25 protein-coding genes and 3 pseudogenes are annotated in these 23354 nt (G+C 69.9%); 11 read left to right on the top strand and 17 right to left on the bottom strand.

Annotated features, from left to right (window positions below; genetic code table 11):
* Positions 1-58 precede the first annotated feature (58 nt).
* The 5 genes and pseudogenes from ACFC1R_RS32560 to ACFC1R_RS32540 all read right to left on the bottom strand — a co-directional run bounded on the left by ACFC1R_RS32560 (position 59) and on the right by ACFC1R_RS32540 (position 4175).
* On the bottom strand, positions 59-370 hold the full coding sequence (locus tag ACFC1R_RS32560; RefSeq protein WP_375944831.1) for a hypothetical protein: 312 nt from the start codon (positions 368-370) through the stop codon (positions 59-61).
* Between the two features lie 163 nt (positions 371-533).
* Positions 534-1091 (bottom strand): hypothetical protein, encoded by a 558-nt coding sequence (locus ACFC1R_RS32555; RefSeq protein ID WP_375944829.1) that lies wholly within the window; start codon positions 1089-1091, stop codon positions 534-536.
* Positions 1092-1247: 156 nt separating this feature from the next.
* Positions 1248-1833, bottom strand: a pseudogene (locus tag ACFC1R_RS32550) (hypothetical protein); the annotation flags it as partial.
* 360 nt (positions 1834-2193) lie between these two features.
* Entirely contained in the window at positions 2194-2913 is a 720-nt protein-coding gene (locus ACFC1R_RS32545; RefSeq protein WP_375944827.1) for a hypothetical protein, read from the bottom strand.
* A gap of 257 nt (positions 2914-3170) precedes the next feature.
* Positions 3171-4175 (bottom strand): GNAT family N-acetyltransferase, encoded by a 1005-nt coding sequence (locus tag ACFC1R_RS32540; protein ID WP_375944825.1) that lies wholly within the window; start codon positions 4173-4175, stop codon positions 3171-3173.
* Between the two features lie 340 nt (positions 4176-4515).
* Here ACFC1R_RS32540 and ACFC1R_RS32535 point away from each other — a divergent pair, with 340 nt between their 5' ends.
* Positions 4516-5028 carry a hypothetical protein gene (locus ACFC1R_RS32535; protein ID WP_375944823.1) on the top strand — a complete coding sequence of 171 codons (513 nt, stop codon included), beginning with the start codon at positions 4516-4518 and terminating at the stop codon, positions 5026-5028.
* On the opposite strand, the gene ACFC1R_RS32530 is transcribed toward ACFC1R_RS32535, so the two are convergent.
* Together ACFC1R_RS32530 and ACFC1R_RS32525 are read right to left on the bottom strand one after the other, a co-directional pair.
* A complete protein-coding gene (locus ACFC1R_RS32530) occupies positions 4949-5215 on the bottom strand; it encodes a hypothetical protein (RefSeq protein WP_375944867.1) in 267 nt (88 codons plus the stop codon). The two genes, ACFC1R_RS32535 and ACFC1R_RS32530, sit on opposite strands and share 80 nt — an antisense overlap.
* 52 nt (positions 5216-5267) lie before the next feature.
* On the bottom strand, positions 5268-5804 hold the full coding sequence (locus ACFC1R_RS32525; protein ID WP_375944821.1) for a hypothetical protein: 537 nt from the start codon (positions 5802-5804) through the stop codon (positions 5268-5270).
* Positions 5805-5932: 128 nt separating this feature from the next.
* On the opposite strand from ACFC1R_RS32525, the pseudogene ACFC1R_RS32520 reads away from it, so the two are divergent.
* Positions 5933-7111, top strand: a pseudogene (locus ACFC1R_RS32520) (IS630 family transposase).
* A gap of 104 nt (positions 7112-7215) precedes the next feature.
* Here the strand turns inward: ACFC1R_RS32520 and ACFC1R_RS32515 are convergent.
* Positions 7216-7821, bottom strand: a complete 606-nt coding sequence (locus tag ACFC1R_RS32515; RefSeq protein ID WP_375944819.1) for a TetR/AcrR family transcriptional regulator — start codon at positions 7819-7821, stop codon at positions 7216-7218.
* A 47-nt stretch (positions 7822-7868) separates the two neighbouring features.
* On the opposite strand from ACFC1R_RS32515, the gene ACFC1R_RS32510 reads away from it, so the two are divergent.
* Positions 7869-8420, top strand: coding sequence for an HXXEE domain-containing protein (locus ACFC1R_RS32510; RefSeq protein ID WP_375944818.1), 552 nt, complete (start codon positions 7869-7871; stop codon positions 8418-8420).
* 174 nt (positions 8421-8594) lie between these two features.
* Here the strand turns inward: ACFC1R_RS32510 and ACFC1R_RS32505 are convergent, their stop codons facing one another.
* Positions 8595-9536 (bottom strand): helicase associated domain-containing protein, encoded by a 942-nt coding sequence (locus ACFC1R_RS32505; RefSeq protein WP_375944816.1) that lies wholly within the window; start codon positions 9534-9536, stop codon positions 8595-8597.
* Between the two features lie 221 nt (positions 9537-9757).
* On the opposite strand from ACFC1R_RS32505, the gene ACFC1R_RS32500 reads away from it, so the two are divergent.
* Positions 9758-10111: a hypothetical protein gene (locus ACFC1R_RS32500; RefSeq protein WP_375944815.1), complete on the top strand. Its 354-nt coding sequence runs from the start codon at positions 9758-9760 to the stop codon at positions 10109-10111.
* 370 nt (positions 10112-10481) lie between these two features.
* Here ACFC1R_RS32500 and ACFC1R_RS32495 read toward each other — a convergent pair whose 3' ends face one another.
* Positions 10482-10832 (bottom strand): DoxX family protein, encoded by a 351-nt coding sequence (locus tag ACFC1R_RS32495; protein ID WP_375944813.1) that lies wholly within the window; start codon positions 10830-10832, stop codon positions 10482-10484.
* Between the two features lie 121 nt (positions 10833-10953).
* Between ACFC1R_RS32495 and ACFC1R_RS32490 the strand changes: the two genes are divergently transcribed.
* On the top strand, positions 10954-11310 hold the full coding sequence (locus ACFC1R_RS32490) for a winged helix-turn-helix transcriptional regulator (protein WP_375944865.1): 357 nt from the start codon (positions 10954-10956) through the stop codon (positions 11308-11310).
* Between the two features lie 509 nt (positions 11311-11819).
* Here the strand turns inward: ACFC1R_RS32490 and ACFC1R_RS32485 are convergent.
* Entirely contained in the window at positions 11820-12218 is a 399-nt protein-coding gene (locus ACFC1R_RS32485) for a DUF4345 domain-containing protein (RefSeq protein WP_375944811.1), read from the bottom strand.
* Between the two features lie 94 nt (positions 12219-12312).
* On the opposite strand from ACFC1R_RS32485, the gene ACFC1R_RS32480 reads away from it, so the two are divergent.
* Positions 12313-12912 (top strand): TetR/AcrR family transcriptional regulator, encoded by a 600-nt coding sequence (locus ACFC1R_RS32480; RefSeq protein ID WP_375944809.1) that lies wholly within the window; start codon positions 12313-12315, stop codon positions 12910-12912.
* Between the two features lie 289 nt (positions 12913-13201).
* Here the strand turns inward: ACFC1R_RS32480 and ACFC1R_RS32475 are convergent, their stop codons facing one another.
* The gene (locus ACFC1R_RS32475) at positions 13202-14290 is read right to left on the bottom strand and encodes an alcohol dehydrogenase catalytic domain-containing protein (protein ID WP_375944807.1); all 1089 of its coding nucleotides are present in this window, start codon (positions 14288-14290) and stop codon (positions 13202-13204) included.
* 102 nt (positions 14291-14392) lie between these two features.
* On the opposite strand from ACFC1R_RS32475, the gene ACFC1R_RS32470 reads away from it, so the two are divergent.
* The gene (locus ACFC1R_RS32470; RefSeq protein ID WP_375944805.1) at positions 14393-15286 is read left to right on the top strand and encodes a LysR family transcriptional regulator; all 894 of its coding nucleotides are present in this window, start codon (positions 14393-14395) and stop codon (positions 15284-15286) included.
* Between the two features lie 152 nt (positions 15287-15438).
* Here the strand turns inward: ACFC1R_RS32470 and ACFC1R_RS32465 are convergent, their stop codons facing one another.
* Both ACFC1R_RS32465 and ACFC1R_RS32460 read right to left on the bottom strand, forming a co-directional pair.
* Positions 15439-16416: a hypothetical protein gene (locus ACFC1R_RS32465; RefSeq protein ID WP_375944804.1), complete on the bottom strand. Its 978-nt coding sequence runs from the start codon at positions 16414-16416 to the stop codon at positions 15439-15441.
* A 664-nt stretch (positions 16417-17080) separates the two neighbouring features.
* Positions 17081-17566 (bottom strand): SRPBCC family protein, encoded by a 486-nt coding sequence (locus ACFC1R_RS32460; RefSeq protein WP_375944802.1) that lies wholly within the window; start codon positions 17564-17566, stop codon positions 17081-17083.
* A gap of 113 nt (positions 17567-17679) precedes the next feature.
* Here ACFC1R_RS32460 and ACFC1R_RS32455 point away from each other — a divergent pair, with 113 nt between their 5' ends.
* The 3 genes from ACFC1R_RS32455 to ACFC1R_RS32445 all read left to right on the top strand — a co-directional run bounded on the left by ACFC1R_RS32455 (position 17680) and on the right by ACFC1R_RS32445 (position 19060).
* Positions 17680-18102 carry a winged helix-turn-helix transcriptional regulator gene (locus ACFC1R_RS32455; protein ID WP_375944800.1) on the top strand — a complete coding sequence of 141 codons (423 nt, stop codon included), beginning with the start codon at positions 17680-17682 and terminating at the stop codon, positions 18100-18102.
* Positions 18103-18202: 100 nt separating this feature from the next.
* Entirely contained in the window at positions 18203-18466 is a 264-nt protein-coding gene (locus tag ACFC1R_RS32450; RefSeq protein ID WP_375944798.1) for a transposase, read from the top strand.
* Between the two features lie 282 nt (positions 18467-18748).
* Positions 18749-19060 (top strand): hypothetical protein, encoded by a 312-nt coding sequence (locus ACFC1R_RS32445; protein ID WP_375944796.1) that lies wholly within the window; start codon positions 18749-18751, stop codon positions 19058-19060.
* Positions 19061-19565: 505 nt separating this feature from the next.
* Here the strand turns inward: ACFC1R_RS32445 and ACFC1R_RS32440 are convergent.
* The 3 genes and pseudogenes from ACFC1R_RS32440 to ACFC1R_RS32430 all read right to left on the bottom strand — a co-directional run bounded on the left by ACFC1R_RS32440 (position 19566) and on the right by ACFC1R_RS32430 (position 21758).
* Positions 19566-20201 carry a hypothetical protein gene (locus tag ACFC1R_RS32440; RefSeq protein WP_375944794.1) on the bottom strand — a complete coding sequence of 212 codons (636 nt, stop codon included), beginning with the start codon at positions 20199-20201 and terminating at the stop codon, positions 19566-19568.
* Positions 20202-20552: 351 nt separating this feature from the next.
* Positions 20553-21010, bottom strand: a pseudogene (locus tag ACFC1R_RS32435) (hypothetical protein).
* 211 nt (positions 21011-21221) lie between these two features.
* On the bottom strand, positions 21222-21758 hold the full coding sequence (locus tag ACFC1R_RS32430) for a GNAT family N-acetyltransferase (RefSeq protein ID WP_375944792.1): 537 nt from the start codon (positions 21756-21758) through the stop codon (positions 21222-21224).
* 708 nt (positions 21759-22466) lie between these two features.
* Here ACFC1R_RS32430 and ACFC1R_RS32425 point away from each other — a divergent pair.
* A complete protein-coding gene (locus ACFC1R_RS32425; RefSeq protein ID WP_375944790.1) occupies positions 22467-23051 on the top strand; it encodes a hypothetical protein in 585 nt (194 codons plus the stop codon).
* Positions 23052-23354 lie beyond the last annotated feature (303 nt).

The following is a 23354-nucleotide window of genomic DNA, read 5'->3' as shown; positions in this document are numbered from 1 at the left end:
CATCGATACCTTGACGGGTCATCAAGGTATCGGCGTTCCCGCAGGTCAGGGCGGTACCTTAGCCCGTACGGGGGCGGAGCGGGTTGTGCCCGGCCCGCCGGGGCGGCCAGGCTGCGCGGGTGGCCACCACCAGCCACAGCACCGCCCGCCAGGCCGAGGCCGTCGCCGTCGAGCAGCCGCGCGCCGAGTTGGCGGCGCGGGCGGTCTCCAGCTGCTCTTCGGCCTCCCGTTCCAGCCGCTCCGTGCGTTCCTGGTGGCAGGACCAGCAACGGCCGCCGCGCCGACGGATCCAGGTGCGGCCGATCTCGTGGACCCAGGTGCTCTCCTGCTCGGGGACGTCATCGCAGTCCATGCAGGCCAGGGAGTCCATCAGCTCCTGGTGGACCCTCTGCCGCCCGTTCTCCCGGACGGCCTATTGGCCCGCAGAGTCGGGTGGAGCTGTGCGCCGTTCCCTGTCTGCGCGGGAACCGGCGTCGGCAGCGGGCGGCGCCGAAGCCGCCCCACGGAGTCCGCCCCCGGCGGCGACTGGGGAGTCAGAGGGTTTCGAAGACGATGAGCCGGCCGACCTCCTGGTTCTCGGCGTCAAGGCAGTCGTACAGGCCCCCGCCCTCGCCCCAGTCAAGGAAGGCCGCAACTGTCGCGCCGCTGCGGCCGTCGTGGTCCGACAGCTGCCAGCCGGATCCGAAGGGATGGTGCGGCGCGGACGTCGCTGGTTCCAGGGCCTGGGGCCAGTAGCTGCCGCAGGCCTCTTCGAACTGCTCAAGTCCAGGGCCCCGTCCGCGTTCTCGTCGCCGGATCTCCTGGTGCGCGAGCTTCATCAGCTCGTCGATCTCTCCGCCGTCGCCGTCACCGCCGTCCAGGCACACCACGCCGCAGTGGGTGCGGACGCCGATGCCGCAGTATTCGACACGCGTGGGCAGCCCGGGGCCGAACCACAGCAGGACAGCGAGCACCAGGGGCTGCTCGCCTGCGGGTGCATCGGTAACGGCGAACATCGGATGCCGACCTGCCGGAACCTCCAGGCCGTCGCCCTCACCCGTCGTCACGTCGCTGACGTCCGCGCCCTTCGCCTGGACGTTCAGATCTCCCACCCGTTGGATCCACCGGTCGCCGTGCCTGCCACTGTCGCCGCCGTCAGCCACCAGGCCGAACAACGCGGGAACGAACTCCACCACTGCACCACCCCTTCTGCGCGAGCACCGCTTGTCTCGCGTGCGGGCCGACTCTCCCACGACGGTCTGACAGAGAGGGCCACGACCAGAAGTAGTCAGACCCCAGCCTCGACCCCCACGTCGCAATCGGCTCGAACGGAGGCGTGCCCTTCCCCTCTGCCATTGGCTCCGCCCAGGACCGGGGTGCGCTCTCGGTGCCACTGACGGGAACGCTGCGCACGGCGTCCGGGGCGAGCCACACCGCCTGCCAGAGCGAGCAGTCGTCGATCCGGCTCGCCACGGGCAGGCCGCACGCCTCGCAGGCCATGTTGGGGCCGTCTGCCCCGTCGAGGCCGCAACAGGCGCCGCCACGTTTCTCCGGGATCAGCAGGGTGCCGCGGACGCCGCCGGGCGCGATCACGATCGCGCCGGGCGCGCCGTCGGACAGGGCGTAGACCGGCGCGTGGACACCGCGGGCGGCCGCCTCGTCCGGATGGATCTCCTCCCACCTACGCCACGGCGGCCCCCAGGGCTCCGGATCCACGGCGAACGTGCCCGGTTCCATCAGCACGGGCAGCTGAATCCCGTTTCCGTACTTCTGATGGGCATGGGCCGGCAGGGCGACCTGGGACAGCGAAGTGGTCAGCTCGGCACTGCACTCCCCGCACACAAAAACGAACAAATGCCCTCCGCCTGGGAAACAGAGGCATCATCGCAGCTCGGTAGCGGCCAGCCAATCAGGTTTCCTGAATGGCATGAGGGACAGTCACCCATCACCCAGCTTGTGCAGCCCGCGGAGGTTGAGCAAGAACCACAACTCACGTAGGAAACCACCTCTTCGAGTGAAAGGAGCGGCACCGGCCACCGGCCGACGAAGACGATCGGCCCCTGCTGATCGAGTCCGTCAGCGACACCGTCACCAGGCAACGGCCCAGTTCACAGCCATGTCCCGGACTGCGACTGAAGATAAGCTTCGCGCTGCTGCTGAAGTCGAGGCCCGGTTCCCGCAGGCCTCCTCGCCGCGGCCGGTTGTGGCCGCCGGTCAGGGTGTCGTGCAGAACACCGAGGCATCGAGGGTACGAGGTCCGTCTGCCTTGTTCGTGCCCTGGACTGTCCAGCCCGTCGCAGTCGGGGCCGATCCGTTCAACAAGGCGTCGAGGCCGATGGATCCGCCCCCGCCTGTCGGTACCTGCCCGGCGGGGCACTCCGCGTGGGCCGTTCCCACCGCTCCGGCCGCCAGCTTGGTGCTGCCCACCTTGAGGGTGGGCTGTCTGTCGGAGCAGATGGCAAACCCCCGGACGTACGACAGAGGGGCGTCCGGGTCGTAGTCCGTGTACTTCGCCACCGCGTACCACGCCCTGATATTCGCCCAGCTCGACTCCATGACGAACGTTCTGGGGCCGGCCTGGACCCCACCGCCCACCACGTACTGGGAGTTGCTGCAGCCGGCCCCGGGTGCCGAGTTGAAGTCCCCGGGCTGAATGGAACTGTCCGGTCCGACGTTGTAGGTGATGGTGCTGTCGGTCGTGCAGATCACCCGGGGGTGCACCGTCTGCACCTCGTTGCTGCCGTTGTAGGCCTGCACCTGCCACCTGTTCCGCGCCGGGTTCGGAGCCGATTCCCTGAAGAAGACCGCGGCCAGGGGGTCGGACTCGACCGTCGCGCCTCCCCCTGTGGGTTTCGTTCCCTGCGGGCAGTACGCCGTCGCCGTCCCCTCCCCACCGGGGTACAGGATGATCGGGTGGCCCGGCTCCTGGGTCACGGTGCGGGTCATCGACGTCCCGGTCCCGTCCGCCCAGGCGGACGGGACCGAGACGGGAAGCACTGCGGCAAGACACACACTGGTCGCCAGTGCGGTGGTTCGGAAACGTCGCGTTCCGATCATTCCGACCCCCTCGTGGTCCGGTCGGAGGACAGACGTTCCCCGCCGCATGACCGGGGAGAGCGGTGATCGCCCGGATGCACCCGGTTATTCACCCGTACGGAGAAGACGGCTTCGGAGGGGCCCTGTGTGCGCGGTCAGCGGGCTGCCAGAGCATCGACGTGGGCCTCGACGTCGGCGACGGTGGCGTTGGTGCGGTAGCCGACCTGGTGGTTGACCCGGATCATGTGGGAGTTGTCTGCGGCGGTGTTCGTGGCCACCCAGTCGATCTCGGGCCGTTCCGCGGTCAGCCACTGCATCTGGCGGGCCTTGACGAATCGCCCGAGGCCATGGCCGCGAAAGGCCGGGAGCACCGCCGTCTCCTGCTGGTAGCCGACGGTTGGACGCTCCGGGCTGATCACCATCTCCGTCAGCCCCACCACCGTGCTGGTGCTCTCGTGGACGGCGACGACGATCCGCTGCTCCTCGCCACGCTCTCGCAGGTCGGCCTCGTGCTGACGGACCCGTTCCACCGTCCAGTCCGGGAACTGGAGGCTCGACTCGCCGGTCGGTGCGTCCATGATCGCGGTACGAGCCCGCGCATAGCCGGCCACCAGGGCGTCCGGAGCCGCGCCGGTCCACTTCTCCGCCCTGAACCCGTCCGGAGCCGAAACTCGCCACAGTTCCGGATCGACGTCCGGGACAGTGAGGTCCTGCAGGACGAATTCCTGTACCTTGGCGAACCCCAGGGCGCTCGCCCACTTCTCGCCGTCGCCGCCGACCTTCAATCCTTGTCCGGTCACCACGGGCCGCCCGGCGGCCCGCGAGTCGGGAAGCGTCGCCCGCAGCAGAGCAGTACCGATACCCTGCCGACGGTTCTCCGGTGCGACCCGCACATCGGTGATGGTGAGCTGAAGGTTCTCATGGTCCGGGAGCGTTAGGGTCGCCATCCCGACAATGCGACCGCGAACCCGAGCGACCCAGAACCGCTGCGAGCCCAACAGCGAGGCAGACATGCGCAGTTGCTCCGTGAAGGCCGCGCGTGAGGGCACTGGCCGGCCGGGGAAGTCCGCGCTGAACGCCGCGGTCGACACCTCGTAGGATTCGGCTATCTCGCGCTCTGTCGCAAGAGCTGGAGCGAATGATGTGATGTCCATTTGCATAACTGAAGCAGCTTCCTTCGTGACAGTACATGTGCGGTGGCTGGCGAATGTTGCAAGCCTGCCTCGAGGGACTCGAGGCAGGGGCTGCAGGTGTCCCGGCGGGACGGCGAGTCCACCGTCCCGGGCTTCGGTGCGGGCCTGCTCGGCGCGCTCGGCGAGGCGGGCTCCAGCGGCGTCGCAGGCTGCCATCGATCCCTCGTCGAAGTCGTCGGTGCGGGCCCTCGCCTCCTCGCGCAGCCACGTGCCGGGCCGGAACAACGGGGCCGTAGCCGAGGCCGGTGCGGTTCACCGGGCCGTCCAGGGTGCAGTCCTGACGTGTGATCGTTTACGGTCCCCGCTCATGCGATCGATCACGCGTGTGTATGTGTCTGCGGCCCTGGCCTGCCTGTGCGCGCTTTCTGCCGCCTGCACCGACAAGGCCACGCCTGGCTCGGTGCCGGCGCCGAGCAGCGCGCCGCAACTCGCCGACAATTCAATGGTCCTGAGGGACGACTCCAAGCTGTTGGTGGACAAGCAAGACACCTTTTCCTTCGGGGCGGTCACCTGCGAGCCGTACACGTCACCAGGAACTGTCAAGGTGACGGGCATCCGGGAAACCGAAAACGGCCGCGACAGAGCCGTGCTCCTGGTGACCGTCGGCGGAACGGGGAGCTCGCAGCTTCAGGTTGCCATCGGAGGCGGGGTCGACAAGCTCGGCTGTACCCGGACGCCCGAGGCCGGCTCCATCGCCGTCGACCATGACACTGTCCACGTGCGCGGCGTCAAGGTCTCGGTCAAACACACTCCCCCCAGCTCCGCGATCGTGGATGCGGTCCTGGTCTGCCCACCGGGCAAACTGCCCTCGTCACCGTGACAGGCTCGGCTGCCCGCTCGAGCGCGCCGTCCTCCAGCCGGCACCCGCCCTTGGCGATCAGCCGCTCGTGCCGGGCCACCTCCACGTTCTTGTCGTAGACCACGAGGTGGGAGGCGTGCAGCAACACCCGGACGCGCTTGCCGATCAGCCCCACCGGCACCGAGTAGCGGTTGGTGCGGACCGCGATCTGTTCTCTGAACTTCGCGATCGGATGCCGCAGTGACCGTCGGAACGGTGGCTCAGGGCAGGTGCTTGTGTACCTCCGTCCATGTGATGAGCCGGTCCTTGTCAGTTCCCGGTGGCAGGAAGTCCAAAAGCCGGTCCAGGTGAGCTGTCATGCTCTTGTAGCGGCGAAGTTCGCCGATTTGCTCGATCGGGAGGTCATGCCAGCTCGCGGACAGCGCTATGACTTGGCCAGGATCGAGGGCGAGCACTGCGAGCGTGTCGGCGGCGAGGAATTCGGGATCCCAGTCTGAATCGGTGTCAGGGCCAAGATGATCGATGATCCAGGTGCGCAACGCGAAGTTCTGGCGGGTCTTCCGGTCGTGACTCCATGGACTGTCGCCGGGCAGCCGTTCATTGGCGTTCAAGGACAGCTTGGCCCAGCGCAGGCGGACGTGCCGTGGCTCATCGGATCGGTAGGCACGGGATTGGGCGACGACTCTGATTCGCTCCAGCTCATGGCCCTGTTGTGTGGTCGCGAAGGCTTCGAGGCGACCGACTGTCCAGGTGCTTGGGTCCCGGATCGGTTGGTCGCGGTCTGCATCGTTGCTCAACGTTCCTCGTTTCGGACGGCAGGAAGGCCGAGGTCGACGGTAGTGCCGTCGAGGGATCTCCGATCGATCTGGGCGTTCCGCGCTCGTTGATCTGGGCGTGACGGATCTGGTGGGGGGGCGCACGGCGCCTGTCGCCGAAGGCTCGGGACGTTCTGTGGGATGCGGGCGGTTGCAGCGCTTCGCGCGGGCCGGGACCGGCGCGGGGTGGCCGAACTGCTCGGCGTCACCATGGAGTCGGTGACCGACTGGTGGGCCGCCTGGCAGGCCGGCGGCCGGGAGGCGTTGGTGTCCAGGACCCGTGGCCGGCGGGTGGGCGACCATCAGGTGCTCGATCCGGACCGGCAGCAGTGTGTCCGACAGGCCCTGATCGACCATCACCCCGAAGACCTCGGCCTGGGTGGACAGTTGTGGACCCGCGCGATCGTCTGCGACCTCATCGCCCTGCTCCACCGGGTGCGACTGACCGAGCAGGGCGTGGGCAAGTACCTCGAGCGGTGGGAACTGTCGTTCGAGCGCCCGGACGAGCGCGCGATCGAGCAGGTTCCGGAGGCGGTCCGCGACTGGCACGAGGAGAAGTGGCCCGCGATCCGCGCGAAGGTCCGGGTGGGCAAGTACCTCAAGCGATGGGAACTGTCGTTCCAGCGCCCGGACGAGCGCGCGATCGGGCAGGATCCGGAGGCGGTCCGCGACTGGCACGAGGAGAAGTGGCCCGCGATCCGCGCGAAGGTCCGGATGGAAGGCGCCGAGGTGCTGTTCGCCGACCAGACCGGCGTCCGCTCCGACCAGGTGTCCGGCCGGACCTGGGCCCCGCGCGGCCGGACGCCGACCATGCGCCGGATCGGCAACCGCTTCTCGGTCAACGCGATGTCCGCGATCAGCCCGCAGGGCCGGATGTGTTCACGGTCTACGGGGGATCGTTCACGGCCGAGGTGTTCTGTGACTTCCTCAACCGCCTGAACAGGCAGTTCGACCGCCCGGTCCACCTCGTCGTCGACCGGCACTCCGTCCACCGCGGCAAGAAGGTCCGTGCCCGGCTCGCCGATCACCCCGGCCGCATCACCCTGCACCTGCTGCCCGCGTACGCGCCCGGGACCAACCCGGACGAGCCGGTCAACGCCGACCTGAAGCGGACCCTGCTGCCGGCCTCCCGAGCTCGCAATGCCGACCAGCTCGCCGACGAGGTCCGCCGCTTCTTCCGCCGCCGACAGAAGCAGCCACACATCGTCCGCGGTTACTCCCAGGGCCCGCACGTCCGCCACATCACCGAGATGCCGGAAATTTGGCGTTTCGGATCAATAGCCTGTTAGCGAATCACCGAGTGGCCGTCGATACACCACTTCAGCGGACGTGACCGAAACCCGCCGACAAGTGCTCTCGCCTATGACCTACACAGCCATGGCAGCCTGCGGTCTCAGGATGGAGCGAGCTCGATGGCCTTGCAGGCGGCCTCGGCCAGGGTGTCGGCTGTGGTGTCGGGCAGGTGGCCGGTGAGCAGCCAGTGGTAGATGAGCGGGCCGAACAGCAGGTCCCGGATGGTGTCGGGGGCCAGGGCCGGGTTCAGCCGGCCTTCGGCGACCCCCCGCTCGATCAGCTCGGTGATCAAGGTGTCGCGGGGACCGAGGTAGTGCTGTCGCAGGGGAACGGCGAGTTCGGGACGGCGGCCCGCTTCGGCGTGCACGGCCAGGACGGCCCTGCCGACCGGGGAACCCGCCAGCCGTAGCGCGAACCCGACGGCGAGCTCCTTGAGATCGTGCAGCACGTCGCCAGTGTCCGGTGCACGCAGTGGCGGTACCGCGTCGATGAGGGCGTGTACCACCAGGTCGTCCTTGGTCGGCCAGCGCCGGTAGACCGCGGGACGGCCGACCCCGGCACGCGAGGCGACCGCCTCGATGGTGAGTTCCGCATACCCGGGGTCGATCAACAGCTCGACGGTGGCCGTGATGACGGCCCGGTCGACGTCGGTACTGCGTGGGCGGCCACGTCGCGGGCGCGCTTCCCTCTTGCTTTCATCGCTCACCTGATGAATATTACATTACGACTCGTAACGTAATGCTGGGGGTGTTGATGATCAGCAAGAAGGTCACCTGGGGGCTCCTGCTGGCCTGGGCGGCCAACGACGCCGAGGAGTGGTTCACCATGGCGCCGTGGTCACGGCGGAACGGCGGCCGGATGCAGGGGAGGATTCCCGGCCCCGAATGGCTCCGGCGCGAGATCTCGCACGCGCACGCCCATACGGCCATCTCGATCATGGGAATGACCGTGCTCGCGGCATCGGCGGACGGCGCCCGGACCGCAGGGCGCTCCCGCCTGTTCCAGGCGACCCTGGCCGCCTTCGGGCTGCACGGGGTCGGGCATCTGGCGTTGAGTGCCCGGCACAAGGGCTACACGCCAGGGGTGGTCACCGCGCCGACGGTCGTCGTGCCGTTCTCGCTCTGGGCATGGCGCGAACTGGGCAGGGCCGGGGTGCGCCGCAGCACGGCGGGTGTCGTACGCGACGCGGCCGTGCTGCTGCCGGTCTCACTGGCAGGCGTCCATCTGGCCGCGCGTCTGCTGACCCGCGGTACTCGCCGCAGCGTGACCGGAAGGGGGACTTCCCCCGCAGGCGGACCCGGATAGACACGCCGAGCAGGTGACGACGGCCCGGCCCTCGGCGAATCGGTCCGGTGTCGTGGTGACCGCGATCAGAGCGCGCGCTCGTCCAAGTGGCCGGTAGAGGCCATCGGCCGCCCCGGGGCCGGACGGCCGGAGCGGAAGCGGCGGCCCGCCAGGCCGACGGGCCGCCGCTTCCGCTCACGCGCTCTCCCTCCGGGCACGAACACCGGATCCGGCGGGCTGGGGGCGGTCATGGCCAACCCCAGGTCTTGCACGCGGGCTCGTGCCAAGTGGTGCGGATGACCAGGCCGCCCGGGGACAGGTTTGTTCGCTGGACCAGGTCCGGCAACACCCCCCGCCGCGCGGCCGAGCCTGGCCCGGCGGCGCAGCAGAGACGGGCATGGCGGGCGCGGCCGGGCGGCGGCGCCGTCGGCGCCCGGTCGAGGAAGACATCGTCACGCCGAAGGCTCTGCCCGCCCGGCCCTGGCGCCGAACCCCACAGCCACTCGGACGGAGCAGCCCCGGTGACCGCCCGATCCGAAAATTCACCAGGGACTGGGCTGGAAACTCACCAGGAGCCCCGGCTGGGCCGTCGAGGGTTCCGCCGGCGGCGAGGTAGGCGAGCAGGCGACGGTAGGAGCGGTTCCAGTCCGGCTCCATGCGCCACAGCTCGTCCAGCGCGTCCAGCTTGGCGACCTGGTCCTTGGTCAGGTTGTCGGCCTTGCGCTGGCGGCGCATCCACGCGCCCACCGCGTAGTCGTCGAGCTCCACGGTCGCCGGGATCGCGAGGTGGCCGTGCTGGCGGTGGAAGGCGGCGGCGTACTCAGCGCCGCGCTCCCATGCGTTGGCGTTCTTCGACCAGATCATGCCGAGCGCGCCCGACTCGGACACCCGGGCCGGGTCGAGCAGGCCCTGGCCGTTCAGGTGGCGCTGGCGGGCGAGCCAGGAGATCAGCTCCGCATGCTTCGCCTTGTCGGTGGGGTCGAGGTGGCCGTGCTCGATGTGGAACACGGCGGCGACGGCGTGCATCCGCTGCCACTCGACCGCCCGTGGGTTGAACACCCGCAGCTTCACCGTCTGCAGAATCTGCGCCGCGTGCTGCTTCGCATTGATCCGCAGCCACTCGATCGGCGACTCCACCAGCGCCGCCGACTGCTCCCCCTCCCCGGCCTCTCACCGTCAGGCAGCTCGACCGGCTCGCCGAACTCGGACTCGACTGGCGGTGATCCGGGCAGTCCGGAAGGCCGGGGCGGTCAATGAGATGGGCCCGGTCATCCCGGAGGAGGTCTGAGTACTTTCGGCACGCGCAGTTGAGTATCTGTCCGCTGCCGGGCGGTCAGGGCGGGCGTGAGGATCGGGGCGTGACCGATTCCGTGAACACGCCGACGACCGTCACCCCCTCCCTTCGCGGGGGCTGGTGGAAGGCGCCGATGATCTCCAGTCTGGTGACCGGGCTGTGCCTGCCGCCGGCGATGTTCCTACGGGGGATCGCTGAGATGGCGACCGATCCCTGTTCCGGGCCGGGCTCCTGCCCCTCGACGCTGTCGGGCCTGGCGTTGGCCGACCATCTGCTCGCGGCGGCGCCGGTACTGCTCGTGCTGCAGTGGCCGGCGGCCTATCTGCTGCCCAAGGCGCGGGTGCCTATCGCGTTGGCCCCGGCGATGGCGTTGCTGGTCATGGTCCTCGTGGTGCTTGGCATCAAGCCGGGGACGTGACGCCCGCCCGACCTCCTTCTGGACCGGCGGAAAGTCGACCATGTTCCAGCGCACCGAGTTGGGCAGACGCGGGTGGCATCGGCTCACCGCTCCGCACCAGCGGGCCGTGACACGGCGCCAGGCCGCTGACGACCATGATCGCCGGCCACGACACACCGGAGGTGCAGCGAAGATGTCAGCGAGAAAACACGGGAAACTGTCAGCAGAAGTGCGGAATCGCGTCAGTGACATCCACACCGGAAACACGCTCCGCCTGCAGATATGGACAGACATCAACTGACATCGAACCCGCATCCTTCGCCGACACCCACCCCGCACTTCACAGGTGTGTCGCTCGGCCGCGCCGCGATCTTGGATGGAGCCGGTTCGTCTATCCGGCGGTAGTGGCGAGAAGCGCGAGCGTCGCTGCTGAGAGCACCAGGAACGCGATTGCTCCTTGCTTGTCGGGGTCGCCGACGCGCACGTGAGCGATGACTGCGCCGACGAAGTAGAGGACGAGCCCGGTGGCGGCAGCGATGGCGAATGGGGTGAACCAGATGCCGGCGAGCAGTCCGACGGTCGCCGCGATCTGCAGGGCCCCCAGGATCTTCAGCTGTCCGGTCGAGAGGTGGACCGTGTGGGCCAAGGCGAGAATGCGTGCGGTCGGACGATGCTTCAGCGTGCCGGACACGAGCATGAGCAGGGCCAGGACGATGGACAGGACGATGGCGGTGAGGTGCACGAGGTTCCTTGGCGATTCAGTAGGGGAACAGGCCGGTGCGTGTGACGTGCCAACGCTAGGAAGTCGATAGGTACCGTTTGGTAACCTTCGCCGGGTGAGTGCATCGCAGGGAACGATCTTCATGGCCGACTGCCCGGCGCGAACCGCGATCGAGGTCATCGCCAACAAGTGGACCGTCGTGACGTTGTACGCGCTTGCCGACGGGCCCAAGCGTCCCGGCGAGCTTGTCGACCTCTCTGGTGGCATCTCGCGCAAGGTTCTCACCGAGACCTTGCGACGCCTGCAGCGTCACGGGCTTGTGGACCGGCAGAGGTACGCCGAGGCGCCGCCCCGGGTCGAGTACAGCCTCACTGCTTTGGGACGCACGCTTCAGGAGCCGATCACCATGCTGACTGCGTGGGCGCAGGAGCATGGCGCGGCGTTGGCCGATTTCCAGGAGGCCGCAGCCGACCAGAAGGGCTCAATCGGCGCGCCATGAGCCCCGGCTCGCTCTCCTCGCAGCCTGAACCACGGGCGTTCGCTGAACGCGGAGCACAGACACCGGGTCTGTTGATGCAGGCCTGGCGGAGGACTCGACACCGCCAGACCCACCTCAGGTACGAAGAGCCACTGGTGCTGTGACCGCATAGGTTCACCGGCTCGGTGGAGCGTCGGCGGGGCGAGCCATGTTCTCGGCATGAACGACGCTGAAGTCGCCTCACTCTTGGCCGGATGTGTTCGCTGCCCGTACCCCGGGACGTGGCAGAGCTCCCCGTTTGCGGAATGCACGAGACGAAGTCCTCGTCGTCAGGACTGAGCAGGCTGGGACGGCCTCCCGCCCGGCCGTCCCATGCCGGTGACGGGCAGGCAGGCGCCAGCCGGGCGCACCTTCCGCCAGCAGGAACTCCCCCAGGACTCCCCCAGGACTCCACCGTGCCGACGCCGCCCGGCGAATTGGGCACAGTGCAGCCGCAGGCCGCAGGCCGGCGCGGGTCACGGCGGCGTCGCTCAGCGGGCGGGCTCGGGGGCGGCGGCGCGCTCGTCGGCGGGGGCCAGCCAGAGGAAGACCGGCGGCAACCCCAACTCGATGGCTGCGAGCACGACCTGGAACCACTGCGGCCAGCCGTCCACGGCGAGCGAGATGAGCCGCCCCAGCCCGCCGAGCAGGAAGACGCCCGCGAGCCAGCGGACCGCCGTGGCCGGGATCGGCCGTTGCCGCGCGACCCAGAGCCAGGCCAGTCCGTAGCCGGCGAAGGCGGCGCCCATGAACCGGCCCCAGCTGTCGACCGTCGCGCCGGCCGAGCCCGCGCCCGGGATCGCCGCGTTGCCGAGCAGGAGGTGGAAGAGTCCGATCGCCACGGACGTCCACCCCATCACCTGCATGAGCAGTCGGAGAGCCTTGGCCATGATCAACACCCCGTCGTCTTAGTTGACACACGTCTACTGGGCTGAAGTTCAGCATAGGCGCGGCAAGTAGACGCGTGTCAAGTAGGGTGGCGGCGTGCCTCCCCGCCAGCGCCTCGATCCCGCCGACCGCCGAGCTCAGCTGCTCGCCGTGGGCGCGCGGCTCTTCGCCGTCCATCCGTACGAGGACGTGCTGATGGAGGACGTCGCCCGGCAGGCCGGCGTCTCGCGCGCGCTGCTCTACCGGCACTTCGCCAGCAAGCACGAGCTCTTCGCGGCCGTCTACCAGCAGGCCGCCGACCAGCTGCTCACCGACACCCGCCTCGACCCGGCCGACTCCCTGCTCGAGCAGCTCGTCCAGGGCATGGACGTCCACCTCGACTACTTCATCGCCAACCGCCACGCCGTCCTGGCCGCCAACCGGGTCCTCGCGGGCGACCCGGTGATCCAGACGATCATGACCGGCGAGCTGGACGCGCTCCGCGCCCGCCTGCTGACCGTGCTCCCCCTCGCGGACGAAGCCGCTCGCGAGGCCGTCTCGGGAGTGCTGAAGAGCTGGCTGGTCTTCGTCCAGGTCCTCGTCGTGGACTGGCTCACCAAGGAGACCTGCACCCGCACCGAGCTCCGCGACGTCTGCGTCGGCGCCGTCCTGGGCGCCCTGCGACCCTTGCTACCCGCCGGTCCAGCGCTCGACTGAGCCGATCCGGCCGCCGACGGCAGGCATGGAAGGCCGATGAAGACCTTGGTGTGATCGGGGCTGTCGCCCGTCAGGCGGCAGGTCAACCGGCACCGGTCACACCACCCATCCGACAAGGGCCGCCCGCCGTCTCACGTCGACCGAAGACACGGCACCCGGACCGGCTACGGCCAGGCGGGCGGCTGTGCTGCGGGGAGGGGCGGCAGGACGGTCTCGAACCGGACCGCCTTGCCGACTGCCTTGCGGGCGGTGGGCCGTGGCGCTGACATGTGGAGATCAGTCGGTCTTGTCAGCGAGCCGGTGGGGTGAGGGTGGTGCGGTCGAACGGGCCACCATGCGAGGCGGCGTACGTGACGGCGTCGTTGACGGCATTGAGGCCGAACGACCGGACCCGTTCGGGGGCGAGGTCCAGGGTGCCCGAGGCGAGGAGCCGGATGATGCCGACGTTCGCTGTACGCGGGTACATCCACTGGCCGCGCACGGTGATCGAGTTGCGCATGATCCATGGGTACGGGAGCGCGAGGTCGTCGCCACCGAGCATGCCGACGCCGCCCATGAGAACGACGCGGCCGTACTCGCGCACGGTCATGGCTGCCGTGCGCGCCGCCGAGCTGGGTGCGCTCGGCGGCAGCAGGTCGATCACCATGTCGATCGGGCCGTCGCCCGCCGCGGACATCGCCGCGCGGTCGCCGGCCTCGTCCCCGGTGAGCGGGACCGGGCGCACACGCGGACCGAACCGGTCGGCGAGGAGGTCGAGCGCGGCCCGGTTGCGGCCCGGGGCGACCACGCGGCCCGCCCCCATCGCGAGAGCGACCGCGACCGCACTGCTGCCGAGGTTGCCGGTGGCCCCGCTGACGAGCAGCGTCTCACCGGCTGCGAGCCCGCCGGCCAGCAGCCCGCCGTAAGGGATGACGTGCACGCCGAGCGCGGCCCAGCGGGCCGGGTCCTCCCCCGCGCCGGCGGGCAGCGGGAAGACGTTCTCCGTCGGAACCCGCATGAACTCGGCGAACGATCCGTCGTGCAGGTACCGGGCGAGCCGCGCGCCGCCCTCGCCGCGGGAGCTCCAGCCCTGGAGCGTGATGTCGGGCGTCAGGGCGTCGTCCCGCGAGCGCACCGTGCAGTCGCACCACACCAGGTCGCCAGGGCGCAGCCGGGTGGCGTCCGGGCCCGCGTGGACGACCCGTCCCACGCCGCCGATCCCGGGCACGACGGGCGGGACCAGGGGGTAGTTCCGCTCGCCGCTGAAGACCTCGGCCGCGTACGGGGCCACGCAGGTGGCGAGCACCTCGACCACCACCTCGCCGCCGCCGGCCTCGGGTTCTGGCACCTCCCGCACCGTGAGCGGGGCGCCGAACCGCGTCAGAACTGCTGCTCGCACGTGGTGACCTCCGTGTTCGTCCGTGTTCGTCGCGATCGACACTAGGAGTCCGGCGGGCATGCGGGAAGCGACGATCAAGCATCTGTGGTATGCGTATGCCGCATGGACATCTCCAGCACAGGCCTGCGGGTCCTGCGGCAGATCGCCGAGTCCGGCAGCTTCACCGCGGCAGCCGCCCGGCTCGGCTACACCCAGTCGGCGGTCTCACGCCAGGCCGCCTCCCTCGAACGAAGCGCGGGTACCGACCTGTTCGAACGCCGCCCCGACGGAGTGCGGCTCACCCCTGCGGGCCTGACCCTGCTGCGCCACGCTCGCACGATCCTGGACTGCCTGACGGCGGCCGAGCGTGACCTCACCGGCGCCGTCCCGCGGACCGAACTGGTGCGGCTCGGACTGTTCCTGAGCGCGGGCGCGGCCATCCTGCCTCCCTCTCTCGCCCGCCTCGCGGCAACCGACCCGCAGATCACGGTCACGACGACCGAGGGCACCACACCCGCCCTGATCCGGGCTCTGCGCGCGGGTTCGATCGACCTCGCCGTACTGACGTCCCGCCCGCCCCACCGGCCCTTGGACGGCGAGTCGCCGCGCCTGCATGTCGAGACCGTTGCGGACACCGAACTGGTCGTGGCGGCGCCTTCGACCGGAGAGTTCGCCGGCCGCACCGCGGTGCACGTCGACGAACTGGTCGACGCCCCGTGGATCGCCACCCCGGCGTCGAACTCCGAGCCGCTGCTCGGCGTCTGGCCCGGCCTGCCCGGACGGCCGCACATCGTCCACCGCGCGCGCGACTGGCTGACGAAGCTCCAACTGGTCGCCGGTGGCTTCGGGGTGACAACGGTGCCCTCCCGGCTCTCGCCGGTGCTGCCGCCCGGGGTGAGCCTGCTGCACGTCGAAGGCGCACCTCCCGAGATCCGCCGGGTTCTCGTGGCGCGACTCCCCGGCCGCCCAACCCCGGCGGTCACGGCCGTCACCCGAGCAATTACCTCGACCGCCTGATGCGTGCCGCCGGGGCCGTCGGATTCGGTGCCGCAACCTGCCGAGGGCGCACACCGTCACGTGTACCTCAGCATTGGCCAGGGCCCTTTCAGCAGGAGCACCCCGCGGCTGCTCATTGATCGCCAGCGGGAAGCCGACATTCCGGTACCCGGCTACTTGGGCCTCTCCGTTGCCGTGGCGCCGGCACAGACGGGGCGGGTGCGGGCGGCGTAGGAGCGGGCGGCCACGATGAGGCCGATGCCCAGACCGCCGAATGCCAGGCCGCCGAACTCGACAAACCAGGTGATCCCCGAACTGGTGGTGAACGGCGGGGACGGCTTGATCTCGGGCAGCACACCGGCAGCCATGAGCGGGGCCATGACGATGAGGGCGGCCCCGTACATCGTCAGGGGGATACCGGTCAGCCAGGCCGGGATCAAGGGCAGCAGGCGCGGGACCCGTCGTCCGGACAGGAACAGCGTCCAGCGGGGGAACACCTGCCCCCACACGTACAGCAGCCCCAGCAGCAGGAAGATCCCGACCATCGCGGCCAGCACGGTCACGTCGATCCCCGCCGACGCGGTTGCCTTCGACGGCCCCGACGCGTCGGCGATCGTCGTCCTCTGCCAGTCATCGCCCGCGACGCCGAGCGCGTTGCCGCCCAGCGTCCAGATGGTCTTGGCTCCCGCCCACGGCAGAAGTCCGCCCATGAGCAGGTACACCGCGATGCGGGTCCGCCTCGGGGCTCGGGAGGCGGCTGGGTGGGCAAGCGGGCCGTCGGCTGCGTCGGCGTGCGGCCGCCCGCATCGCGGGCAGTCTCCGCGCAGCCGCCGGCGGTACGACAAACCGACGAGGAGCAGAAGGGCCGCACCGGCCGTGTTCAGCAGCACCTGGGCCAGCCCGGTGGCGCTCTCGACCCCCGAGAGCGTCGCAATCGTCACGAAATAGATCGGCAGCCCGTTCATTCCCACGACGAACACCGGGAGCGCCACGATCAGCGCCGTCGCCACCGCAACCCGGCCGAGCTTGGCGAGAGTTCGGGTGCTGGCCGGGCAGGCACCGCCGGCCAGGAGCGCGAGGGCCGCCAGGAAGAGCTGGACCCCCGGCGCGTACGCGGAGTGCTCCTTCCACTGCACGGTGGTGCCCGTCACCGCCCAGGTGACCTCGACAGCGGCGTACGACACGCCCCACACTGCAGCGACCATGGGCGCCCACACGGGCCACCGCCGCCACCACAACATCCGCCCCGGGCCTGCGGTCGGCGGCTCAGGAACGCCACCTACCTCCGAGTTCGCAGGAACAACCACCGTGACCCCCGTACATCCGGATTGCCGACGCTCCAGGATTCCGCGCCACCCGCGCTGATCACATCCATCCCACGGATCATCCGGCTTCCCCCGCGCGGGGGAGGCCGGATCGTGAGTGTCGACCAGGCCGGGCCCGCTGGCAGCCGGAACAGGGTTGCGTCACCAGCAGCCGGTGACGCAACCCCCGGGCCGGGCCCGGCGGAGAACCCGGTCCCGACCAGCAGGCCGGGACGGCACCACGAGCGGGCCGGGACAGGACGGGACGGGCAGACCGCCCCTACCCCATTGCCCGGGAGGCGTGCAGCAACGGCCGGCCCCCTGGCGCCGAGGGAGGACCCGGAGGGCCACGTCGGAGCCCTTCGGCTCGGCCTTCGACGGGTGCTTTGAACGCAGGTCGGGTGTGGGCTTTTCAGCCCACACCCGACCTATTTTTACGCGGATCGGATGACGTACACCTTATTCGGGGACCCGAGGTGCATCCTTTCGATCTTGGTTGTCGTGGTTCTGCTCAGGGGACCGCGGGGAGGCTGGCGTGCTCCTTCTCCAGCAAAACGGTGATGTGGCGGTGCAGGCCCTGCACGCTCTCGGCGCTGGCCCGGGCGACGATGGTGCGCTGGGCGGGGGTGAACGGGGAGTCGGGGCTGTAGAGGGTGCTGCGGGTGAAGCTGGTGGTGCCCTCGCCGTCCTCGGTGAGCTCGTACTGCAGGCCCGCGCCGAGGCGGTCGTCGATGAGGAGGGAGGACTTGGCGTACTCCTGGGCAACGACGCGCCAGAAGAGGTGCTGCTCGCTGCCGTCCTCGAGGATGCCGTACTCGTAGACCACGTCGTCGATGCGGTAGGGGCGCTCGGTGACGCCGCCGACGCCGTGGCTGGCGACGTGCCACTCGGGCCAGAAGCGGGCCTGGGTGACGAGGTCGAAGACGAACCTGGCGGGGGCCTTGAAGGTGACGGTGTTGCTGTCGCCCACGGTCCAGTCGTTGTACTCGGTGCTCATGTCGTGAACCTCCTTTGAGGGGAGCCTGCGCTCTCAAAATGAGAGTACAAGCGATATGGCAGTACACGCAAAGTTTGTATGCTTGGTCGCAGAACGGAAGGGAGCCGGCAGCGATGGGCGACGAACGACGGCCGGGACGCCAGGTGTCGGTCAACGAGGTGCTCGCGCGTGCGGGCGACGTGCGGGAGGCCTTCGACACCATCGCCAACACCTGGTCGCTACTCATCCTGGTCGCGCTGCGGGGCGGCACGCTGCGCTACAACGAGCTCAAACGCACTGTGGGTGGAGTCAGCGAGCGCAGGCTGTCGCAGACGCTGAAGATGCTCGAACGCGACGGAGTGGTGGACCGGAAGCTGGTGCGTTCCATCCCGTCTCACGTCGAGTACAGCCTCACTCCGACAGGCGAGGTGGTCGTCGCCTCACTCGGCGAGCTGTTGTCCACGATCATCAAGTTCTCGCCTCAGGTCGCGGCCGCACGGCAGCGTTACGACGAGAAGCATGCGCAGGCCCAGGAAGACCCGGAGCGGCAGGCCTGAGCCGCATGCTGGAGCACCTGCTTGGGTGTCGCCTGAGAACGTAAGACGGCCATCGGCTGGTTCTTCGAGAACGACCAAGCTCTTGAAGGAGATCCGCACGATGACCGCACCCGACAGTCTGCCCTTCGCCGCCCTGCTGGAGGAGAACCTGGCCTCGGCGAGTCCCGACTTGTTGCGCGCGATGGTGAAGACCTTTGCGGAGGCGATGTTGTCCGCCGACGTCGACCGCACCTGCGGCGGCGAGTACGGGCGCCCGGGCGAGGAGCGGGTCAACTCCCGTAATGGCTACCGGCATCGGGGCTGGGACACCCGCGTCGGCACGATCGACCTGGCGATCCCCAGGGTCCGCTCCGGCTCGTACTGAACCTTCCTGGTCACAGCACCGGCGATGTCTGGAGCGGCGACCGCGACACCCCGCCACCGGCCGGCCCCGGCGGCCCGGCGGCCCTGACAACCAGGGCGCAGCCGGGGCCGCCGAGTGCTGCACTCACACCGGACATGGGGAAAGCGCACCAGGTCCCGCCGCCATACGCCGGCCACCCCGCGCCCCCCGGACCGCTCCGGCCCAAACCCGGTGACACGCGTGTGCCGTACAGGGAGACTGGCGACAGACACATACGAGCAGCCGAAGGCCGAGGGGCAAAGAGTGGCACTGGCGAAGAAGGGTTCCCGCCGCATCGTCGTCGACGGCGTCGAGTACCGCTGGCGAGTGAGCAGGAAACACTGGTGCTGCGACCATGACGGCAGCACCTTGGGTTACATGGTGGAGGACGCGGCCTGTCCCGGAACGACGCTCGTCGTGGAGACCGGTCGGCCGGCCGTTCTCGAACCGAACACGGTGCCGGCCGAGGTCGTCCTGCCGCGCGAAGTGGCCGCAGGCATTCGGGCCGCGCGGTCGAACGGCTGGACGCCCGGCTCCAACGGTTCGCCGTTCAAGCTGCACCTTTCCGCTGTCTGACCGGGCCGTACCGCAAGAGGCGCGGCAGCGCGGGCGGGCAACCCGTCTCCCACGGGATCCGAGCGTGGCGGGGCCTGGCCACGTGCTACGAGGAGACGGCTGCATGGCGGGGCTCCGGCCGCGCGGATCGCGTGGGTCCGGTACCCGGGCCAGCGGCTCCAGCAGGCCGGGCTCCTCCCCGGGAGCGGCGTCGGACTGCTCGTGTAGCCGGTCAAGGGCAGGCGGGATCGGGGCTGCCGCGTCGGCAGGCACGGTCTTCCAGGCGGGTCACGGGGCGTCGAGGACTCCATGGCCAGCGCGCCACCGGCTCCCGCTTGGTGGGCAGCGGGAGCATCAGCGGGCCCAAATCCTTTCGCAGCACGGGTGTTCACGTATCCGGAGCACTGAAGCCGCTTCGGGCCGACCTTCCCCCGCAACTCCAACACCGAGCCCGCCGGCGGTCGGATTGCGGGCCGGTGAGCGGTTCGGATCGCCTTGGACCGCCCACCGCGAACGCGTGCCCGGTCTACGGGTGGTAGGCCTGGGTGATCGAGGTGATCACGTTCTGGCTGTTGGCCGTGACGAGGTACTGGTTGCCGAAGCAGCCCCCGGGTGCGGCCACGACGCTCGGGTTGTGCAGGCAGTCGTCCTGCTGCTTCATGAACGCGTCCAGGCTGACCGGGACCGGTGTGGCCCCCTTCAGCACGTACGTCTTGACGTCGTTGCTGAACGTGTAGACGACCGGGCTGCCGTAGCTCTCGTGGTAGCCGTCGTCCGGGACGTCGGAGCCGCAGACGAACTTGGTGGGCTTGGCCTTCATCCACACCGAGGTCTGGTAGCCGTTGTCGGTGGCCTCCACCACCACCTGGCCCGCGAGACCCTGCTTCGCCGCCGCAGTGCAGTCCTGACCCGCAGTGGCACCGCCCGACGGCTTCACACCGGCCGGCTTGCCACTCGGCTTCGCCGTACCGGTCGGCTTCGCCGCACCGGTGGGCGCGGTCGAGATGGCGGGGACCGGCTGGGCACCGCCGCCGGTGGAGGCCGCAGCGCCGGCCGTCGGCGAACCGGCGGCACCGTCGACCCCGTCCGGGCCGCAAGCGGTCAGGGCGAGACCGACGAACACGGTGGCGACAGCAGCTGCGGCAAGACGGTTGGCCTTCATGGCGAGTTCCCCCAGAGCGGTGAGCGATACTGACCGGCCGTCACGGCCGACCACTTATCTCTACAGAACAAGCGCCGGCACAGATAGCCCTGTTGCGCGCCTGTGACGAGGACCGGACAACTCCGGAGCGTTGTCGCACGCGGCCTCCTCGGTGAACCTGCCGTGGACGCAGTTTGCGTGATCGTCGCGGATGGTGCCGCGCCGCTGTCCAGGTGCGTGCCCGGGTGACGCGCGGCAGGATTCCGGGCACGGTGCCAGCCGCGCGGCGCGTCGTGTCCACCGCGCGCGGCGCGCTCTGCAGACTCTGTCCACAGACGGCGTCCGCACCCGCCTCGCACTCCTGACCGGGCATCACCGGCCCTCGGCGCTGAGCGGGTGTTCAGCGGTGTGATCGGCAAAAACGTCCGTGCGGTTGATGAGAGTTCGCCACCAGGGCCAGAGCTGGACGGCGCCGAACGCCACCTCCATGAGGAAGAACAACCACAACAACCGTGTGGCGCCATGGCCCAGCGCGTACGCCTGCCACATCGCGAACAATGCGCGCCGTGCACCGGCAGCGGTCTGACGATGCGCAGGAGAGCCCAGACCACCACGACCGAACCCATCAGATTCGCGTACAGGGTCTGCACCGGGTCGAGGGGCGGCAGGACGCCCAGCCCGGACGCGGCGCCCGGCGACGACACCGCGCCGTGCACCAGCGCGCAGGTCCACGGCGTCGCGAATCCGGCTGTGACGACGAGGTCGTACCAGCCGCTCGCGCTCACGAGGCGAAGATAGGCGTAGCGGGAAGGGGCGAAGAGACCGATCACGCCAGGGCTCCTGGTGGTCTGACGGCGGCGGACGCCTCACCGTAGACACCGGCGCAGCACTGGCGTGCCGATGGGCGCGACCGGAACGTGCCGCTACACGTCGCGGGCGGATGGGGCTGCGGGACGGCTCGGACAGGCGCTCGCCGGAGGTGCCTGGCGGGGCTCCAGCTCCGGGAGCTGAAGAATCGTCAGGTCGATCATCGTCTTGCGCTTACCTCGGTTCGCCGCCGGACCGCTCCGCGCGGAGCATGGAGAAGATCACCTGATCGTGCCACTGCCCGCCACGCCACTGCGCGGACCGCAGCACACCCTCCCTGGCGAAGCCCGCCTTCTCCAACGCGCGCTGCTCGGCGAGGTTGGCGCAGTCCGTCCATGCCTGGATCCGTTCGGCCCTGGTGTGGTCGAAGAGGTACTCGGCCAGCAATCGCTGGGCCTGGGTGCCTATGCCCCGGCCGCGCGCAGCGGGCGCCAGGCCGATCGCCAGGGTCCAGCAGGTGGAGGTGGCGGGCCGCCCCCAGGTGCTGGCGAACCATTCGACCCGGCCCACCGTCCGGCCCGCCTCTGCGACGGAGAGCATGCCACCGTCGGGGCCGAGCAGGCCGGTCTCCGCGAACTGCCGGCGCAGGCCGGCCGGTGAACCGAAGCCGAACCACTGGTACTGACCGGTCCCCTCCGGCCCGTTGAACTCGCGCTCGAACAGGTCGAGATCCTCGGCGGTCGCCGGGCGCAGCGTGATCTCATCCGGCATGGAACGGCTCCTGATCCTCTCGGCCACACGGTTCGCCCCCGCATGGCCGGCGTGGGCAACGGTTTCTGACCTTCCCATACATCGAGCCGCGGCCTCGAAGCCACCTCCGGCTCCCAGCACCATCCCAGGCCACCGGAACCCCCGGCAGGCACCACCAGGCGCAGCGGCCCGGCAGGCAGGACCGGCGGCCGGTGTCCCGTGCCACCGAACCTTGACCGCCCAGGTCAGCTCCCTGAAGGACCGTCCGGCGAAACGGTGGCACGACGGCTCCATGTTCAGGAACCGGCTGCCACGATGCGCGCTCGGGGCAGGTGCCGGCGCCGGACGCGCTCCACGCAGAGGGCGGCCCGACCGTCCTTGTCCGGTTTCGGTGAAGGTGGCGGATCCGCTGGCTCCGGCCTGCGGTTCGCCGTGATCGACGAGACGGATGGGCCGCGGGTCGTTCGTTGATCACGGCGGTTCCGGGGCTTCCGGCTGCGACCGGGTCCTCCAACGTGGCGTCGGCGTTCTCGCGGGAGGCGCCCACGTCGGTATCGACGGACCTCCTGCCAAGTGTCCTGTCAAAGCGGCCTGCTGGGGGCAGGGCGAGCGCTAACGTGAGCGGCGACGCGCTGCGACTCGACGGAGGATCCGGATGCCCAGGCCCACGACCATCACGGAGTTCCACTTCACCGCAGGGCGCTTCCCGAGCCACCCGACAGTCTGATCATGACGAACTCAGGCGGCGTCCCGCACTGCCCGCACTGCGGCGTTGCGGGCGAAGACGGCTACTGCCCCTACTGCGGCGCAAGGGTTGAGTTCGGCCCGGCAGGGACAACGATCCACGTCGAAGGCAAGGACCACACGGAGGTCGCCGAAGTCGCTCGGCAACTCGCTGCCGACGCGGCGGCTCGGCAGAGCGCGGCCGACAAGGCAGCCGGCCGCCTGGCGGAGCGCGAGGCGGAGATCCGGCAGCACGTCGGTGACGGGCCGGGCCACGGCACGGGCCTGCGCACAGCCGGGGCAGGGGCAAGCCGTGGCGGGCAGAGCCCTCGGACGCCCTGGGCTTCCGGCTCGTTCTATCTTGCCTGCGTCACGGTCGTAGTCGGATTGCTCCTGGTGGCCGGCAGTGTTCTCCCCGCTTGGACGCTTCCCGTCGTCATCGTCGGCGCCGTGATCACCGTCGCCGCAATCGGCGCGCTCCAACTGCGCCATGACGACCGACTCAGCGAGCGTGGCTTCCTCGGACTGATGGGCGACACGCTCCGCCACCTGCCCAAAGCGGCAGTACCCAGGCGCAGGCCGAAACCCTGAAGCGGGATGGAGCAGCATTCCTCGCGGATCCAGCGATCGCGAGCTGCAACGGCCAGGGGCACGACGGTCAACGCGCGACGACACGTGCCCAAGGTCGCACCGAGACGCCCGGAGCGAGGACCGCCACCTTGCCCGGGATTCCGCCAGGTTCGCCGAGACCGGACAGTCCTATTGTGCTGCTGGGCCTGCGGGGAGCGTGCCCGCGTCAGCGCACCGCCGCATCCACCAGCGTCCCCTCCCCTCCCCTCCCCCGCGCCCCCGCCCGAGGAGCGCAGAAAGCCGCGCGCCGGGCGGGTAGGGGGT

The organism is Kitasatospora sp. NPDC056138 (assembly GCF_042264695.1).
Taxonomy (GTDB): Bacteria; Actinomycetota; Actinomycetes; order Streptomycetales; family Streptomycetaceae; genus Kitasatospora.
The sequence above is the reverse complement of the archived record's forward strand: the minus strand, read 5'-3'. Positions and strand labels throughout refer to the sequence as shown.

Excerpts from the sequence above, each read along its gene's own strand:
- ACFC1R_RS32430 (WP_375944792.1), bottom strand. The coding sequence starts at position 21,758 with ATGCCGGATGAGATCACGCTGCGCCCGGCGACCGCCGAGGATCTCGAC.
- ACFC1R_RS32425 (WP_375944790.1), top strand. The coding sequence starts at position 22,467 with ATGACGAACTCAGGCGGCGTCCCGCACTGCCCGCACTGCGGCGTTGCG.
- ACFC1R_RS32455 (WP_375944800.1), top strand. The coding sequence starts at position 17,680 with ATGGGCGACGAACGACGGCCGGGACGCCAGGTGTCGGTCAACGAGGTG.
- ACFC1R_RS32510 (WP_375944818.1), top strand. The coding sequence starts at position 7,869 with ATGATCAGCAAGAAGGTCACCTGGGGGCTCCTGCTGGCCTGGGCGGCC.
- ACFC1R_RS32540 (WP_375944825.1), bottom strand. The coding sequence starts at position 4,175 with ATGCAAATGGACATCACATCATTCGCTCCAGCTCTTGCGACAGAGCGC.
- ACFC1R_RS32440 (WP_375944794.1), bottom strand. The coding sequence starts at position 20,201 with ATGAAGGCCAACCGTCTTGCCGCAGCTGCTGTCGCCACCGTGTTCGTC.
- ACFC1R_RS32485 (WP_375944811.1), bottom strand. The coding sequence starts at position 12,218 with ATGGCCAAGGCTCTCCGACTGCTCATGCAGGTGATGGGGTGGACGTCC.
- ACFC1R_RS32535 (WP_375944823.1), top strand. The coding sequence starts at position 4,516 with ATGCGATCGATCACGCGTGTGTATGTGTCTGCGGCCCTGGCCTGCCTG.
- ACFC1R_RS32470 (WP_375944805.1), top strand. The coding sequence starts at position 14,393 with ATGGACATCTCCAGCACAGGCCTGCGGGTCCTGCGGCAGATCGCCGAG.
- ACFC1R_RS32490 (WP_375944865.1), top strand. The coding sequence starts at position 10,954 with ATGGCCGACTGCCCGGCGCGAACCGCGATCGAGGTCATCGCCAACAAG.
- ACFC1R_RS32460 (WP_375944802.1), bottom strand. The coding sequence starts at position 17,566 with ATGAGCACCGAGTACAACGACTGGACCGTGGGCGACAGCAACACCGTC.
- ACFC1R_RS32450 (WP_375944798.1), top strand. The coding sequence starts at position 18,203 with ATGACCGCACCCGACAGTCTGCCCTTCGCCGCCCTGCTGGAGGAGAAC.
- ACFC1R_RS32560 (WP_375944831.1), bottom strand. The coding sequence starts at position 370 with ATGGACTCCCTGGCCTGCATGGACTGCGATGACGTCCCCGAGCAGGAG.